At 38.2% G+C, this 14,852-nt stretch carries 17 protein-coding genes; 8 read left to right on the forward strand and 9 right to left on the reverse strand.

What is annotated here, in order from left to right:
- On the reverse strand, nt 1–717 hold a 717-nt coding region (locus QZ620_RS00005), incomplete at its 3' end, for a phage integrase SAM-like domain and Arm DNA-binding domain-containing protein (RefSeq protein ID WP_295177761.1).
- A 961-nt stretch (nt 718–1,678) separates the two neighbouring features.
- Here QZ620_RS00005 and QZ620_RS00010 point away from each other — a divergent pair.
- The 3 genes from QZ620_RS00010 (at nt 1,679) to QZ620_RS00020 (ending at nt 4,286) form a co-directional block, all read left to right on the forward strand.
- Nucleotides 1,679–1,942, forward strand: coding sequence for a hypothetical protein (locus QZ620_RS00010; RefSeq protein WP_295177762.1), 264 nt, complete (start codon nt 1,679–1,681; stop codon nt 1,940–1,942).
- A 558-nt stretch (nt 1,943–2,500) separates the two neighbouring features.
- Nucleotides 2,501–3,505 carry an LLM class flavin-dependent oxidoreductase gene (locus tag QZ620_RS00015; protein ID WP_295177763.1) on the forward strand — a complete coding sequence of 335 codons (1,005 nt, stop codon included), beginning with the start codon at nt 2,501–2,503 and terminating at the stop codon, nt 3,503–3,505.
- Nucleotides 3,506–3,617: 112 nt separating this feature from the next.
- Nucleotides 3,618–4,286 (forward strand): FAD-binding oxidoreductase, encoded by a 669-nt coding sequence (locus QZ620_RS00020; protein ID WP_295177764.1) that lies wholly within the window; start codon nt 3,618–3,620, stop codon nt 4,284–4,286.
- Nucleotides 4,287–4,342: 56 nt separating this feature from the next.
- Here the strand turns inward: QZ620_RS00020 and QZ620_RS00025 are convergent, their stop codons facing one another.
- The 3 genes from QZ620_RS00025 to QZ620_RS00035 form a co-directional block, all read right to left on the reverse strand.
- Nucleotides 4,343–4,765 carry an SRPBCC domain-containing protein gene (locus tag QZ620_RS00025; RefSeq protein ID WP_295177765.1) on the reverse strand — a complete coding sequence of 141 codons (423 nt, stop codon included), beginning with the start codon at nt 4,763–4,765 and terminating at the stop codon, nt 4,343–4,345.
- Between the two features lie 305 nt (nt 4,766–5,070).
- Nucleotides 5,071–5,514, reverse strand: coding sequence for a hypothetical protein (locus QZ620_RS00030; RefSeq protein WP_295177766.1), 444 nt, complete (start codon nt 5,512–5,514; stop codon nt 5,071–5,073).
- A 62-nt stretch (nt 5,515–5,576) separates the two neighbouring features.
- Nucleotides 5,577–5,702 carry a hypothetical protein gene (locus QZ620_RS00035; protein WP_260443467.1) on the reverse strand — a complete coding sequence of 42 codons (126 nt, stop codon included), beginning with the start codon at nt 5,700–5,702 and terminating at the stop codon, nt 5,577–5,579.
- Between the two features lie 255 nt (nt 5,703–5,957).
- On the opposite strand from QZ620_RS00035, the gene katG reads away from it, so the two are divergent.
- Nucleotides 5,958–8,210 carry a catalase/peroxidase HPI gene (gene katG / locus QZ620_RS00040; protein WP_295177767.1) on the forward strand — a complete coding sequence of 751 codons (2,253 nt, stop codon included), beginning with the start codon at nt 5,958–5,960 and terminating at the stop codon, nt 8,208–8,210.
- Between the two features lie 56 nt (nt 8,211–8,266).
- Here the strand turns inward: katG and QZ620_RS00045 are convergent, their stop codons facing one another.
- From QZ620_RS00045 to QZ620_RS00060, 4 genes are all read right to left on the reverse strand, one after another.
- Nucleotides 8,267–8,509: a hypothetical protein gene (locus QZ620_RS00045; RefSeq protein WP_295177768.1), complete on the reverse strand. Its 243-nt coding sequence runs from the start codon at nt 8,507–8,509 to the stop codon at nt 8,267–8,269.
- Nucleotides 8,510–8,587: 78 nt separating this feature from the next.
- Nucleotides 8,588–9,247, reverse strand: coding sequence for an ATP-binding cassette domain-containing protein (locus QZ620_RS00050; protein WP_295177769.1), 660 nt, complete (start codon nt 9,245–9,247; stop codon nt 8,588–8,590).
- Nucleotides 9,244–9,525 (reverse strand): hypothetical protein, encoded by a 282-nt coding sequence (locus QZ620_RS00055; RefSeq protein WP_295177770.1) that lies wholly within the window; start codon nt 9,523–9,525, stop codon nt 9,244–9,246. The genes QZ620_RS00050 and QZ620_RS00055 overlap by 4 nt, the downstream gene beginning before the upstream one ends.
- A 48-nt stretch (nt 9,526–9,573) precedes the next feature.
- Nucleotides 9,574–10,086: a lactoylglutathione lyase family protein gene (locus QZ620_RS00060; protein WP_295177771.1), complete on the reverse strand. Its 513-nt coding sequence runs from the start codon at nt 10,084–10,086 to the stop codon at nt 9,574–9,576.
- Nucleotides 10,087–10,209: 123 nt separating this feature from the next.
- Here QZ620_RS00060 and QZ620_RS00065 point away from each other — a divergent pair, with 123 nt between their 5' ends.
- The gene (locus QZ620_RS00065; protein WP_295177772.1) at nt 10,210–10,509 is read left to right on the forward strand and encodes a helix-turn-helix domain-containing protein; all 300 of its coding nucleotides are present in this window, start codon (nt 10,210–10,212) and stop codon (nt 10,507–10,509) included.
- Nucleotides 10,510–10,638: 129 nt separating this feature from the next.
- Nucleotides 10,639–11,574, forward strand: coding sequence for a ribose-phosphate pyrophosphokinase (locus QZ620_RS00070; RefSeq protein WP_295177773.1), 936 nt, complete (start codon nt 10,639–10,641; stop codon nt 11,572–11,574).
- A 49-nt stretch (nt 11,575–11,623) separates the two neighbouring features.
- Here QZ620_RS00070 and QZ620_RS00075 read toward each other — a convergent pair whose 3' ends face one another.
- Nucleotides 11,624–13,213 carry a Ppx/GppA phosphatase family protein gene (locus QZ620_RS00075; protein ID WP_295177775.1) on the reverse strand — a complete coding sequence of 530 codons (1,590 nt, stop codon included), beginning with the start codon at nt 13,211–13,213 and terminating at the stop codon, nt 11,624–11,626.
- A gap of 218 nt (nt 13,214–13,431) precedes the next feature.
- Between QZ620_RS00075 and QZ620_RS00080 the strand changes: the two genes are divergently transcribed.
- Both QZ620_RS00080 and pth read left to right on the forward strand, forming a co-directional pair.
- Nucleotides 13,432–14,088 (forward strand): 50S ribosomal protein L25/general stress protein Ctc, encoded by a 657-nt coding sequence (locus tag QZ620_RS00080; RefSeq protein ID WP_295177777.1) that lies wholly within the window; start codon nt 13,432–13,434, stop codon nt 14,086–14,088.
- A gap of 135 nt (nt 14,089–14,223) precedes the next feature.
- Nucleotides 14,224–14,850 (forward strand): aminoacyl-tRNA hydrolase, encoded by a 627-nt coding sequence (gene pth, locus QZ620_RS00085; RefSeq protein WP_295177779.1) that lies wholly within the window; start codon nt 14,224–14,226, stop codon nt 14,848–14,850.
- Nucleotides 14,851–14,852: the final 2 nt, after the last annotated feature.

Below are 14,852 nucleotides of genomic sequence, written 5' to 3' on the forward strand. Positions count from 1 at the left end.
TACGTTTCGTGCGTGAGTTTCATTTTCAGTAAGATTTTTAGCAGATTCAAACGACTTTATTTCTTTCTTGGTCAATCCTATTTTTTCAGTTTCAGGGAATTTTATCCTAATCTTACCTAAGCCAAATGGATAAAATTTTCTATCAACAACACCCATTTTTATCGCTCTGTTGTATATTGTTCTTATAACAACAAGATTATTAACTATTGACCTTTCAGAGAGATTTAATTTTTTCAAATAAATCTTAAATTTTCTCAAAAAGGCTTCGTCTATTTCTTGAAAGGTCAACTGCTTTGACTTATTAAAGTTTATTACGTGGTTAACACGGGCCTTATCGGTAGACAGTTGAGAGAGCTTTTTATTGGATTCAAGTTCGGAAAGAAAATCTCTTGCAACTTCATAAAAAGTATTCGATTTTGACTCTGAATAGAGTGCTTCTTTTATTTGATTTGCAGAGAAATCTTTTTTATCGGACTGTAAATCTATTAGTGTTTTATTGGCCTCTAATAGCTTGGTGGAAATCAAATTATTTAATCTGTTGGCATTAGTATGGGACTTCCTAACACGTAAGTTCTTCTCATCCCAATCTTTTAAATCTATGTAATGACCAACATAGTGATATGTTGAACGACGGTTCTTGGTTATACGGATTGCCAAAGGATAAAGCCCTTCTTTATTTGGTTTCTTTCTTATAACTACTTTTGCATTTGAGGCCATACCATTGAATTTTAGATTATAAAGATGATCAATTTTGGTACAACATAGGTACAACATTTGTTGATTTTAAACCATATTAAATGAAATCAATTAAAATTAAATATTTATTAATCAGTTGATTATAAGTATATTTAATCAAATTTACCATCAAATACGCTGGATTCAAAATCCAGTTCTTTCGGGAGTGCGGGTTCGATTCCCGCCTCGAGTACTTAAAGTGAAAACCCCTGATAACACAGGGGTTTTTTAGTTTTTCAGCGTCACTTTTAAAACTGAAAAGCATTATAAAATCGAAACCGAGCCACTTACCGGGCCAATTGAAATTAACTTAGTTCTGGGAAAATAGCAATTTACTGAACCGAAACTCTACATTGCCATAGAAAACAATGAACGGTAAGAAATGGTGATAAGCTGTACAAAAATACTTCCTGATTTTGATAATTCAAATTTATCTTACGATCCCGAAGAAGCTTACGCCTTCGTCAAAGGATTGGCAGATCATGTTAGAAACCTAATTGACAACAATCCAAATCTTACATCAGGTCAAATCGCTGATCTTATAACATGTTCAAATTAATGAAAGCTTATTACAAATTAAGACATAGTGCAGAACGAAAACAAGTTGGCTGTTTTCCTCAATCCCAAACTGGATCACTAGGAGGAATCCAGGATGGTAGAATAAATTGGAGAGGTTAATTTTGAGCTACCAGAAATATACCTGGAAAAACCAGCAAAATATTCATCTATTTTAAGTTGCCCTTATATTCCACCCTTATTCATCGTAGTAAATGACGAATTTGTAGATTTTCTGATCAATGAAACTGATGGTCCCTACCAAAGCTGGTCTGTAATAGAACATCACAAAAAACAAATTCTGTCGAATTATAATCTATTTGTTTTAAATGATACTAAAGAGGATCAATTTGTAGATTTTTCAAAATCTATTTTCTATTCTAGAAAATTGGATGATTGGGGTGCCACCGGGATTGTAGAAGAATTTACCTTTAATAATTATGCTGAATACTCAGAAAAACAAAAAAGTTGCATGAGTAATGATCAAATGATATTAGCAAAGAAAATGGTTCATAATTTTACAAATATGAATGAAGATTTTTTCAGAGTAGTAGGAGTTCCAAATGGAGGTTATTTTGTTTCAGAAGAATTGAAACATAAGATTGAACAACGTCATTTTACCGGAATGAGTTTCGAGCATGTTGACCAGTAAAGGAAATTTGCGAAAGCTGTTGCATCGCAATGGCTTTTTTAGAAAAAAGGCGTGGCGATTTAACGATCACTATAGAACCTTTCAATTCTATAATTTGTAGGATAACTTTTATCCTCCATCCTGCAAAATAGAACTCTTACAAATATTTGAATTTTAGATCTGAAGGCGGTATTTTATTATACCTGTTTTTGTACGTAAGTTGTCGTAATAAGAGTGGCAACACTTCTACAAAGAGGAGCGCTCAACTGAAGGTAAAGGATAAAAAGAAATGTGATTTTTCCTCTTGTTTGCAATCATCCGGCGGTATATGGCAAAATTCAGATCACTTCCTGCTTTCAGTATTCTAAACAAGAGAGTTGAGGATACACTTAAAATGCACTTCTTATCATACCTATAATCCAGATTCTTTCTCTACAACATTCTGCTTTAAGTTAAAAGCTGCATTTTTCACTTCAGAAGATCTGCACTGATTCTTTCAAGTTTGATCACTGTAAGGTTTTGGATAGAGTTGAGACGAAATCCCGGCCTGAAGAGATGCAGGCTTCAAATTTTAAATTTATGACCAAACATAAAAATTACTCTATTCTGGATCTTGCAGTAGTCGGCCAGGATATTTCACATTCTCAGGTTTTTAAAAATACCGTAGACCTTGCTCAGCAGGGAGAAAAACTCGGGTATAAAAGACTCTGGCTCGCTGAGCATCACAATATGGTGAGCATCGCGAGTTCTGCAACAACCGTCCTAATGAGTCATGTCGCTGCCAAAACAGATAGTATTCGTATTGGAAGTGGAGGGATTATGTTACCAAATCACTCTCCGTTAATTGTTGCTGAACAGTTTGGGACTTTAGGGTCGCTATATCCAGACAGGATCGATATGGGACTTGGCCGGGCTCCGGGAACAGATCAGGTAACTGCGCACGCGATTCGAAGTGATCGAATGAATTCTGTTTTTAAATTCCCTCATGAGATCGATGAAATTCAGCGTTACTTTAAGAATAGCTCAAAATCTACAAAAGTGAGAGCTACGGTTGCCGAAGGGGTTAATGTACCCATATATATTTTAGGCTCGAGCACAGATAGTGCGCATGTAGCGGCGGAAAAAGGACTGCCTTATGTTTTCGCTAGCCATTTTGCTCCAGGACAGCTATTTGAGGCAATGGAAATTTATTACAGGGAATTCCAGCCTTCAGCATATCTTGATAAACCTTATACTATTGCAGGGATCAATGTGACCGCCGCAGAAACCAACGAGGAAGCTGAGAAACTTTCTACCAGTTCGCTTAGAATGATGGTAGGTGTACTTACAGGGAATCTGGATTATTTGCAAAAACCGGTTGAAATGGATGCTGAATTACGTGAAGTTCGCGATAATCCCGCTTTACAGCGAATGCTGAAATATTCGTTCGTAGGAGACAAACAGCACATCAAAAACAAAGCTGAAGAATTTCTGAAGGATACCGGTGTTGATGAAGTTATTGTTGCTTCTCATATCTACCATCAGGAAGATAGACTTAGGTCGTACCGCATTTTTTCAGAAGTGATGCAAGAGATCAATTCCTAAACTTCCTTAAATGCAGAAGCACAGGCGTTAAGTAAGGTTAAAATACTTCTTACAGTACTTGTCGTATTTGACTTATGCACTCAATTCCATTATCTTGAAAATAAAAAAGATTATGGAAAAGGTAGTAAAGATCAAATCGATTGGTCAGGTAACGCACGATGTAAAGCAATTCATTGTTGAAAGACCCGAAGGCTATGAGTTTACGCCGGGACATGCCACAGAAATTTCGATCAACCAGGAAGAGTGGAAAGATGAAAAAAGACCTTTTACTTTCACCAGTTTAAACGAAGACGAGCATCTCGAGTTTACTATCAAGATCTATCCAGATCATGACGGAGTCACGGAGCAATTATCTAAACTGAAGGAAGGTGATGAACTGATTGTAAGAGATACCTGGGGTGCCATCGAATATAAAGGTCCCGGATATATCATTGCCGGAGGAGCCGGGATCACACCATATATTTCTATGCTTCGGGATCTTAAGAAGAAAGATAAACTGGCCGGCATGAATTTATTTTTCAGTAATAAGACCGATAAGGATATTATTCTGAAAGAGGAGCTGGATAGTATGTTAGGCGAGAATGCTACTTACGTAATTACAGATCAGGAAGACACTAAGCATACAAATGCTTATTTGAACGAGGAATTTCTGAAAAGCAATATATCTGATCTTAGTAAACAATTCTATGTGTGCGGACCGCCTGAAATGACGGAAGAGATCAATAAAACTTTGAAAAACATGGGAGCAGATAACGATGCTGTTCAGTTGGATGATCAATAGTTAGAAGTATCGAATAAAAATAAAAAAAGGCCGGAATTTTTTCCGGCCTTTTTTCGTTATGATTGCTCTTCAGTATAAGTCTTGAAACTTTCAAGGATCGATTTCCAGCTTTGTTCTTGCTGATCCACCGGATTTTCATCTTCTGTATCCAAAGTCTCTTTGATCATTACGCTCCCATCTTCTTCTGAAAAAGTTACTTCAGCATTCCTACCATCCTCAAGTTCATAAGTGAGTTTCTCTTTTTCCTTGACCACCTTGTAAGTTCCGGCGAAATCGAAACCTACTTTTCCATCTTCAGATTCCATCCTGTATTTGAACTTGCCGCCCTCCTTAAGATCATTTTCAGCATTGGGACATAACCAGTCTTCGCTGGCTTTGTTCCATTTGGTAATATGTTCGGGTTTAGTCCAGTATTCCCAAACCTGGTCTAGTTTTGCATTAATCTTACTCTCAATTTCGATCTTTCCTTCTGAAGCCATAATTGTTCTTTTTATTTAAATATATCAAAAATTGAAAGCGCAGTGTGCTCATTTAGCAGACTTATCGGTTTTGTTTAACATTTTGATTCTAGAATCTCCGTAAAATGTAAATAGGAAACATCCGAAGATCAGGTACATCATTTCCACGGAATATCTCATAGAAAATCAGGTCTATTGCAATTTTAGTGATCGAGATACCAAACTAAAAGAATAAATCAGTTATGCGTTCGTGAGAAATTTCCGCAAATTCATCCTTTATTTTTCTGAATCCAACTAGAAAAAGGCCAGTTTCCATGATCAACAAGTTACTGTGTAGTAAGTACAGCTGCTACAATAAGTGGTACAGTAATTAAAGCCGAAACTATCGCTGGTTTGGTCCAACTTTTCCGGATAAATTCTCTTTCCATCCCTATATACCTGTTCCAGAAATATTCTGTCAGGAACAAAGCGCCGCCTAAATTCAGCATTAAGCCAATGTAAGTAGTAGAAAAATTAAAAACGGTATAAGCATGACCAGCAGTATATAAAAGTGCAAAAAGCAATACCTGCCATTTTCCTTTATTCTCTTTAAGGCTGTTCAGGTTGCTCATAAGAATAACTGCTCCAAAGATCGTGGAGAAGAGCAGGCAGAACATGAAAATAACTCTTTTCGAATATAGTGCGGGAATAAGTTCTGTTATGTTATTGTCTTCAAATTCATCGTGGTTATGATCTGTTTCAGAATTGGGGTTTTCAGACCTGTGTGTCATATAGGTTCGGCAAAATTTTTATAATTCAAAATCGAATTTCAGAAAAAGCAATCTATCAAAAATTAAATGATGTCATGACAAAAATCTACAATAGAATTCCATTCAGAAATAATAACACTCGCAATAATAGCAAGTACGATTAAAAACAGGATCAGGAGCCAGTCTATAGATTTGAGCAACTTCATCATTATCTTTATATAAGATACAGTGCAGTGTAGGGACTCTAAGTATTCAATTTTTTATTAAATTAAGGCTTAAAATTAATATTAAAAACTAAACTTTTCACGGTTAGGTTTGAAAACTTTAATTGTAAAAATTACAATAATTAGGTATTGAGCTATTTGATATACCTATCATTATATAAAAACTATAGATAAAAATTATCGAATACCTTTTCGTAAATTCGAATTCTAATCCAATTTATTAATCTAATACTTAACAAAATGGGAAAAAATCATTCTGGAAGCGACGATAATCATAAGGTTTGGGAAGTCAATGAATCCAGTAAATGTCCATTTATGGGTGGAGCTATTAAGAACTCTGCCGGTAATGGGACATCCAACCGGGATTGGTGGCCAAATCAGCTAAACCTCAATATATTAAAACAGCATTCTTCATTAACCGATCCTATGGACGATGACTTTAATTATGCTGAAGAATTTAAAAGCCTTGATCTGGCTGCGGTAAAGCAGGATCTTTATGATCTAATGACCGATTCCCAGGACTGGTGGCCGGCAGATTATGGCCATTACGGACCATTTTTTATACGAATGGCCTGGCATAGTGCAGGTACGTACAGAATTGGAGACGGTCGTGGAGGAGCTGGTTCTGGACAACAAAGATTTGCTCCGCTAAATAGCTGGCCAGATAATGCAAACCTGGATAAGGCGAGATTACTACTATGGCCAATTAAAAAGAAATATGGTAGAAAACTGTCCTGGGCAGATCTACTGGTGCTAGCCGGGAATTGTGCTCATGAATCTATGGGCTTGCCAATGTTTGGATTTGCCGGTGGTCGTGAAGATGTATGGGAACCAGAAAATGATGTTTACTGGGGATCTGAAAGCGAATGGCTTGATAATGAAGAAAGATATGCTGAAGGCGAACTTGAAAGTCCGCTCGGAGCAGCACATATGGGCTTAATTTATGTAAATCCTGAAGGACATAACGGGAATCCAGACCCGGTAGAGTCGGCTTCTTATATTCGTGATACCTTCGGAAGAATGGCGATGAACGATTATGAAACTGTTGCTTTGATCGCGGGTGGTCACACCTTCGGAAAAACTCACGGTGCTGCAGATCCTGAAAAATATGTGGAAGCTGAACCAGCTGCTGCAGGGATCGAAATGCAGAGTATGGGATGGCAAAACACGTATAATTCTGGAAAAGGAGCCGATACAATTACTAGTGGTATTGAGGGAGCCTGGACAGATACTCCAACAAAATGGAGTAATACGTACTTCGAAAATCTATTCAAGTACGACTGGGAATGTATTAAAGGCCCCGGTGGAGCATACCAGTGGCAGCCAAAGGATAATGCCGGAGCGGGAACTGTTCCAGATGCTCATGACCCGAATAAGAAACATGCGCCATTTATGTTGACGACAGATCTTTCTTTAAAGATGGATCCAGAATATGAAAAGATCTCCAGACATTTTCTTGAAAACCCTGAAGAGTTTGCAGATGCTTATTCCCGTGCCTGGTTTAAACTAACCCACCGTGATATGGGACCTATCGAAAGATATTTAGGTCCAGAAGTTCCACAGGAGGAACTGTTATGGCAGGATCCTATTCCAAAAGTTGAACATGAGATCATCAACGAGCAGGATGTGGAAAGCTTAAAATCTAAAATTCTTGATAGCGGACTTTCTACTGCAGCGATGGTTTCTGCAGCATGGGCTTCGGCTTCAACTTTTAGAGGTTCCGATAAACGTGGTGGTGCCAATGGTGCACGGGTACGTTTAGCTCCGCAAAAAGGATGGGAAGTGAACAATCCGGCACAATTAGGGAAAGTGATCCAGACATTGGAAGGAATTCAGTCAGATTTCAACGATTCACAGGATTCTAAAAAAGTATCTATTGCAGATCTTATCGTGCTTGCCGGTTGTGCAGCGGTTGAGAAAGCAGCTAAAGACGCAGGGCATGATGTAAAAGTGCCATTTACTCCAGGACGTGCAGATGCCACCCAGGAAAAGACCGATGTGGAAGCATTTGAACCACTGGAGCCTAATGCAGATGGTTTTAGAAACTACTTCGGAAACAGGGATAATATCTCAGCATCAGCTGAAGCATTGTTGATCGATAGAGCACAATTGCTAACTCTAACTGCCCCTGAAATGACAGTTCTGGTAGGAGGAATGAGATCTATTGGTGCCAATTACGATGGTTCCAAACATGGAGTTTTCACAGACAGACCGGGACAATTAACGAACGATTTCTTTAAGAATATCCTTGATTTTGGAGTGACCTGGAAGGCAACTTCAGAAGATGATCAATTCTTTGAAGGAAGAGATAGAAGAACTGGTGATGTGAAATATACCGGAAGCAGAGTGGATCTAATATTTGGATCAAATTCAGAATTAAGAGCACTGGCTGAGGTTTATGCAACAGATGATGTTGAAGCGAAATTTGTAAAAGATTTTGTAAAGGCATGGAATAAAGTGATGAACCTGGATCGTTACGATCTTAAGGCTTAATATTTATCTAATAAATTAGAAAAGGGTGGCAATTTGCCGCCCTTTCTCATTTCAGATCATGAAACGAAATGCTGTACAGTTTTAAGGAGGAAGCTTACTATAAAAATTACAAACACAGCAAGAATTAATAAACTAACCAGGTTCAGCACTATACGGCTACCAGCAAGATCATACCTGTTATTGAACTTTTCACTCAATAGTGATTTGGCTGTTTTTTCTGAATGCAGGGCGTGTAGATACAGCCATCCTATAGGTTTGTAGATTAAATTATGTCCAAATGGCCGTTCTTGTGTATTCAAAACTGTCTGCGATTTTCATGTAGAAGAAACCTCTTCTTTTACGTTTAAGTCTGCAAAATATAAAAAGTCAGGATGTTTTTATGTTTTCAGGTAGCCTTCAGCATGCAAATCGGCTTCAGAAGAAATACTGACTAAATTCCCATTTTTCAGAAGAAAATATTTAGAGGCAACTTTTAGTACATCCTGGTAATAATGGTCTGTGATGACAACACCTTTTCTAGCTTTCAACTCCGTAATTAACTCAATAATATACTCCTTATACAGTGGTTCTACCATAGAAAAAGGTTCGTCCAGTAACAAAAATGGATGGTCAAGGTTACCCACAAGAAGTAATTCCAGATACCTTCGCTGGCCAATGGCTAGTTCTTTAATCTTTCTGGAAGCAAAATTTCCTACTCCTTTAGCGTAAAAAATGCGATCCTGAGCCTCTCCGTCTGGATGAAAAAACGGAATAATATCCTGCACAGTTGTATTCTTCGGAAGAAAACTATCCTGCGGTAAATAAGCGATCAATTTTTCTGAAATGATGGAGGATGATGTCAATTCCCGGTCATTGAGGTGAATACTGCCCTGGTCAGGTTTTATTTTTCCGAAGAGAATTTTTAGAAGTGTAGATTTTCCAGTACCATTTCTACCGAAGATTCCGATAATTTCACCTGTTTTACATTGAAAGTTCAGATCATTCAGAATATTAACTGCGTAGCTCTTGTGAATATTTCGGACATGAAGAATTCTCAAAATAGCAACAGGATTATTCCGCAGATAACAGAAATCAGAATATTAAGAAGAAAAACACGACTTAGCAGGAATGATTTGCTAAATCCCAGGTTTTCATACATAAAGTATTGATGCTTTTGAAAATAATCGAATGCCAGCATACCTATAAAAACACCAAAACTGCTAAAAATAAGCAGCGCATACAAGGGTCCGGCAGCGATCCCAATAATGATCGCCAGCGGAACATTGTATGTATTGATCTCCTTGAAATACCTGAAAACAGCCTGACTAAACATCAAATTACAACGTTTAAATAGCTCTTAAGGTATAAAATTCAGTTCAGTATTCTATTCTGAATAGGCGCCAGATGAATAAGTGAGTTCGTAACTATGCGTATAAATTTCGAATACAATCCCAAAAGGATCTTCTACATAACACATTTTGAAAGGTTTCTCCTTTGGATAATATTCTCTAATGGGCATTCGCTGTTTCCCACCATCGGCCACAATCTTTTCAATTAGACCTTCAATGTTAGGGTCCTGTACGCAAAAGTGAAACAATCCTGTGTTAAATGGGTTGAATTCCGGAGCTTCGTTTCTGCCCTTAGAAAATGAGAATAACTCGATTCCCACACCGTCTGAAGTAGACATATGTGCGATCTCAAATTCTTCCCAGTCATTTCCAAATACATCGATACACATTTGTCCAATAGCAGTATCAGGGTCTTTCTCTACCTTCGCTGGCTGCATAATCGTGTACCATCCCATTACTTCAGCATAAAAATCTACAGCTTTCTGAAGGTCTGGAACGGTGATTCCAATATGTGAAAATGATCTTGGATAAGCGTTTTCTTTTTTCATAACATTCTTCTTTGGAACCTCAAAATTAAGGTATATTCGTCTCGTAAACAATAAGTTACCTATAAGTGGTATAGGTTACTAAAAGAGTAAATAGTAGGTTTCCAGAGCTTTATGTCTAAAATTATGTCTAAGAATATTTGTCCTTTAAATGCGACCATGAATTTAATTGGTACAAAATGGAAACCTTTGGTGCTCTTTCATTTACTAGATGGTCCGGAAAGATCTGGTATTCTCAAATCCAGAATTCCTGAGATCAGCAATAAAATGTTCACGCAAACAGTACGTGAACTGGAGAAGGACTTACTCGTTTCCCGTAAGGTTTACCCGGTGGTTCCTCCCAAAGTTGAATATCAACTTACTGGAAAAGGAAGGTCATTGGAGCATATTCTGCGTGGATTGGATGAATGGGGAAAGCAGATTTAGTGTTTGATCTGTATCATCAAACAAGGAAACTGTAATTTTTAAAATTCCGTTAGCAAATTATGACCTGTTCGCGCGGAAGTTTTTCTAAATTTACGGCACAATAACAAACACAACTAAACAACACAACAAATGCCGACTACGGAAGCTAAAATCTTTAACTGTACACAAAGCCAGGCGCTGGCCGAGAAAATCGCCGATCATTACGGTACTCATCTTGGGAATGTGATCACTTCCACGTATAGCGATGGTGAATTTCAGCCATCTTTCGAAGAGTCTGTAAGAGGAAGTAGGGTTTTTATCATTGGCTCTACCCATCCGGGTAGTGACCATCTAATGGAGATGCTTCTAATGCTGGATGCTGCAAAACGCGCTTCAGCAAGACATATCACGGCTGTAATGCCTTATTTTGGCTGGGCTAGACAGGATCGAAAGGATAAACCTCGTGTGCCTATTGCCGCTAAAATGATTGCAAGTATTCTCGAAACTGCCGGGGCAACCAGGATCATTACCATGGATCTTCATGCCGACCAGATCCAGGGATTTTTCGAAAAACCTGTGGATCATCTATACGCAAGCACAGTGTTCCTTCCTTACTTAAAAAATCTTGGTCTAGACAACCTTACCATCGCATCTCCAGATATGGGCGGTTCCAAAAGAGCTTATGCATATTCCAAAGCATTAGAAACCGATGTGGTAATTTGCTATAAGCAAAGAGCGAAAGCAAATGTGATTTCCCATATGGAGCTCATAGGAGATGTCACCGGGAAGAATGTAGTCCTGGTAGATGATATGGTAGACACCGCAGGGACTTTGACCAAAGCTGCAGATCTTATGATGGAACGCGGAGCTTTAAGCGTTCGTGCCATCTGTACGCACCCTGTACTTTCTGGAGAAGCTTACGAGCGCGTTGAAAAATCTAAACTTGAGGAATTAATTGTGACAGATTCTATTCCATTAAGAAAGGAAAGCAAGAAAATCAAGGTAGTGAGCTGTGCAAATCTTTTTGCAGATGTGATGAAGAGTGTGAATGATAATCGCTCCATCAGTGAAAAGTTTATCATGTAACTTAAGCATTCGATATAATATAAAAAAGCCGGTTCTATACCGGCTTTTTTTATGCTTGATTCTGGTTCTTTTGACTTTCTATCGTGATGATCTCGATCTCTTTTCCGGTAATATCCTTCAGCAAATCTGCTTTGCGTAAACCTCCCCAGACTTCCAGTTCCGGCTCCCCTAATGTTGTTATTTGCAACCTGATCTTTTCTGAAGATTTAATGATCTCCAGTTCCTGGACGTTCTGATAGTGACTGCGATCCAGGCCGTCGGCAAGTCGGAGTAAAGCGGCTAGTTTCTCGATCCTCTTGCGTAGTTTTTTTGATAACTGTTTATATAAATAATGTCTCTTCTTAGGAACAGTTCTTCGGTGATAGCGAGCGGTGTGCGCCATGATATTGATCTCATCCTCGGTGAAACCACGTAGATCTGCATGCCTAATAATATAAAGTGCATGTTTATGATGTTTGCGATAGTTGATATAATATCCAATATCGTGCATTAATGCTGCATATTCCAGTAGTTCCCGATCTCCTTCTTCCATTTTCAGATCTTTTTGAAAAGCATCGAATAACTGCAGGCTCATCGCTGCCACATGCCGGGAGTGATCTTCCATCCAGTGGCATTTGCGTAAAAGTTCATGGACACTTCGCTTACGCGGTTCAGGATAATTAGCGACAAGATCAAGTTTTGGACGTTCCTTTTTAATAAAATCGAGGATCATCCCATCTCTAAGCGCAGCTTCAGAAATTTTAATTTCTTCGATATTAAATTCCTTGATAAGATATTTTACCAGCACCATTCCCGGGTTAATGATATCTATTCTTTTTTCATCCAGCTCACTTATATCCTCACGTTCTTTGCGATCAAGCTGAATAAAATCCTTGTAGAATTTTTTAAATTCTGAAACATCAAAAACCAGTTCGTTCAGGCTCATATTGGCCGTATGAGAGTTTCTGTTGGCGATCATGGCGCCTATATTCTCCATGGTTCCGGAACTTCCAATAATGGTTCTAACTTTATGTTTTGCTAGTATTTCTGAAAGTTCACCAAGTTCTTTTTTATAATGTTTTTTTAAAGCTTTGATCTCTTCTTTACTAATAGGGTCATTAGAAACAAATTTTGCCGCCATGCGGGCAACGCCGAGTTTCAAACTCTGAGAATAGAGAAACTTCTCATTATTACCCAGAATAAATTCCACGCTTCCTCCTCCAATATCCACCATCAATACCAGTTCTTCGGAAAGTGCTATACTATGCTGAACCGCCAAACCAATCAATGCTGCTTCCTTACTACCCGAAATCGCTCTTACTTTAATGCCAGATTCAGCTTTCATTCGCTGAATAAAATCTCCTCCATTGGTGGCTTCCCTAATGGCTGAAGTAGCAAAGGCGATAATTTCTTCCACATGCATGCTATCGCATAGAAATTTTATCCTTTTCATAGCGTCAAGGCCACGTTGCATGGCTTCTTCACTCAATTTATTCTCCATTCCTTTTTCAGCAAGAATGACCATCTCCTTCAGCTTGTCTACTGTTCTAAAACTTCCGTCAGGATAAATATCTACCAGTACGGCATGAAAAGAATTCGTACCGAGATCGATCGCGGCGATTCGCTTATTGGCATTTACAGTTTCAGATAGGTTCTCCATGTACTTCAGAATTGATTGAGTTTCAATTTATACAAATAATAGATGAACTTCCAGTGAGAGATCTCAAAATCATGATCTCTGTAATTCATCTGAACTTTTTAAGGATCAGTATTTTATAGATTCAGAAAAAGCTTTACTTTTGCAACCTCAAAATTTTGGCAAATGAAGGCAGTCCAAAGCGGACCCGACGACATTTGTTATAACTTTAAATTACAATAATGAAATCAATTACGATCAACGGATCTAAAAGAGAAAGCGTAGGCAAGAAGGCAACGAAGGCACTACGTAATGCTGGACAGGTTCCTTGCGTATTGTACGGCGTAGAAGGTGATCCACTACACTTTGCAGCAGAGGAAATCTCATTCAAAGACCTTGTGTACACTCCAGATGTACATACAGTTAAAATTAAATTGAAAGATGGAAAATCTTTTGATGCGATTCTTCAGGATATTCAATTTCACCCAGTGAATGATGCTATCCTTCACATCGATTTCTACCAGATCTTCGATGATAAGCCAATTACGATGGAAATTCCTGTTCACACTGAAGGTGTTGCAAGAGGGGTTAAGAACGGTGGTGTACTAAGATACAACCTTCGTCGTCTTAAGGTAAGAGGTTTACCTGGAGATCTTCCAGATTACATCGTTGCAGATGTATCTAAACTTAAAATTGGTCAGAAACTTTATGTAACTGGTGTTGCTAGTGAGGATTATGTGATCCAACATCCAGATAACACAGTAATCTGCCAGGTAAGAACATCCCGTAATATTGTCGCTCTTGATGACGATGAGGACGAAGATGAAGTTGCTCCAGATGAAGTGCCAGCTACTGAGACTGATGATGTAGCAGCCGTAAAAGAAGGAGAAGACAACTAGTCTTATTCTTTAATTCATATAGAAAAGCATTCCACTTCGGAATGCTTTTTTTATTAGCAGAATTTTATCATTCGGTTTTTAGTAATCTAATTTCAAAGTAGCTGATAAATTTTATCTTTACGAAAACTAAATTGGATGCTTTCATTCTTCGGAAGGATATTACGTAAGAAAGAGACCGGGAAGCAAATAGATCCCATGAAGAAATTTTTGATCGTAGGCCTTGGAAACATTGGCCCGAAATACGAAAATACCAGGCACAATATAGGATTTAAGATCCTTGACGAACTTGCCAGAGAAAAAGAGGTAAGCTTTGAAACCCAGAAACTGGGCGACGTTGCCAGCTTTAAATTCAAAGGAAGAACTTTCGTGCTTCTCAAGCCCAGTACGTACATGAATCTTAGCGGAAAGGCAGTGAATTACTGGATGCAGAAGGAAAAGATCAATCTTGAGAATTTACTTGTGGTAACAGATGATCTTAACCTGTCATTTGGCACTTTGAGACTCAAAACCAAAGGTAGCGATGGTGGTCATAATGGCCTTAAAGATATACAGGCACAATTAAATACAACAAAGTACAATCGTTTTAGATTCGGAATCAGTGATGAGTTCGCCAAAGGACAACAAATAGATTATGTACTTGGTGAATGGGAAGATGATGAACTTAAGAAGATGCCGGAACGTTTAAAAACTTCCGCAGAATTAATATTGAGCTTTGGAACAGCTGGAGTTTCCAATACCATGAATTCATATAACGGAAAATAACA

Source organism: uncultured Christiangramia sp., from assembly GCF_913046405.1.
Classification (GTDB): domain Bacteria; phylum Bacteroidota; class Bacteroidia; order Flavobacteriales; family Flavobacteriaceae; genus Christiangramia; species Christiangramia marina.

What these genes read in the sequence shown, in the direction of transcription:
- QZ620_RS00015 (WP_295177763.1), top strand. Translation starts at nt 2,501, where the DNA reads ATGACCAAACATAAAAATTACTCTATTCTGGATCTTGCAGTAGTCGGC.
- QZ620_RS00020 (WP_295177764.1), top strand. Translation starts at nt 3,618, where the DNA reads ATGGAAAAGGTAGTAAAGATCAAATCGATTGGTCAGGTAACGCACGAT.
- QZ620_RS00025 (WP_295177765.1), bottom strand. Translation starts at nt 4,765, where the DNA reads ATGGCTTCAGAAGGAAAGATCGAAATTGAGAGTAAGATTAATGCAAAA.
- QZ620_RS00030 (WP_295177766.1), bottom strand. Translation starts at nt 5,514, where the DNA reads ATGACACACAGGTCTGAAAACCCCAATTCTGAAACAGATCATAACCAC.
- QZ620_RS00035 (WP_260443467.1), bottom strand. Translation starts at nt 5,702, where the DNA reads ATGATGAAGTTGCTCAAATCTATAGACTGGCTCCTGATCCTGTTTTTA.
- katG (WP_295177767.1), top strand. Translation starts at nt 5,958, where the DNA reads ATGGGAAAAAATCATTCTGGAAGCGACGATAATCATAAGGTTTGGGAA.
- QZ620_RS00060 (WP_295177771.1), bottom strand. Translation starts at nt 10,086, where the DNA reads ATGAAAAAAGAAAACGCTTATCCAAGATCATTTTCACATATTGGAATC.
- QZ620_RS00065 (WP_295177772.1), top strand. Translation starts at nt 10,210, where the DNA reads ATGTCTAAGAATATTTGTCCTTTAAATGCGACCATGAATTTAATTGGT.
- QZ620_RS00070 (WP_295177773.1), top strand. Translation starts at nt 10,639, where the DNA reads ATGCCGACTACGGAAGCTAAAATCTTTAACTGTACACAAAGCCAGGCG.
- QZ620_RS00075 (WP_295177775.1), bottom strand. Translation starts at nt 13,213, where the DNA reads ATGGAGAACCTATCTGAAACTGTAAATGCCAATAAGCGAATCGCCGCG.
- QZ620_RS00080 (WP_295177777.1), top strand. Translation starts at nt 13,432, where the DNA reads ATGAAATCAATTACGATCAACGGATCTAAAAGAGAAAGCGTAGGCAAG.
- pth (WP_295177779.1), top strand. Translation starts at nt 14,224, where the DNA reads ATGCTTTCATTCTTCGGAAGGATATTACGTAAGAAAGAGACCGGGAAG.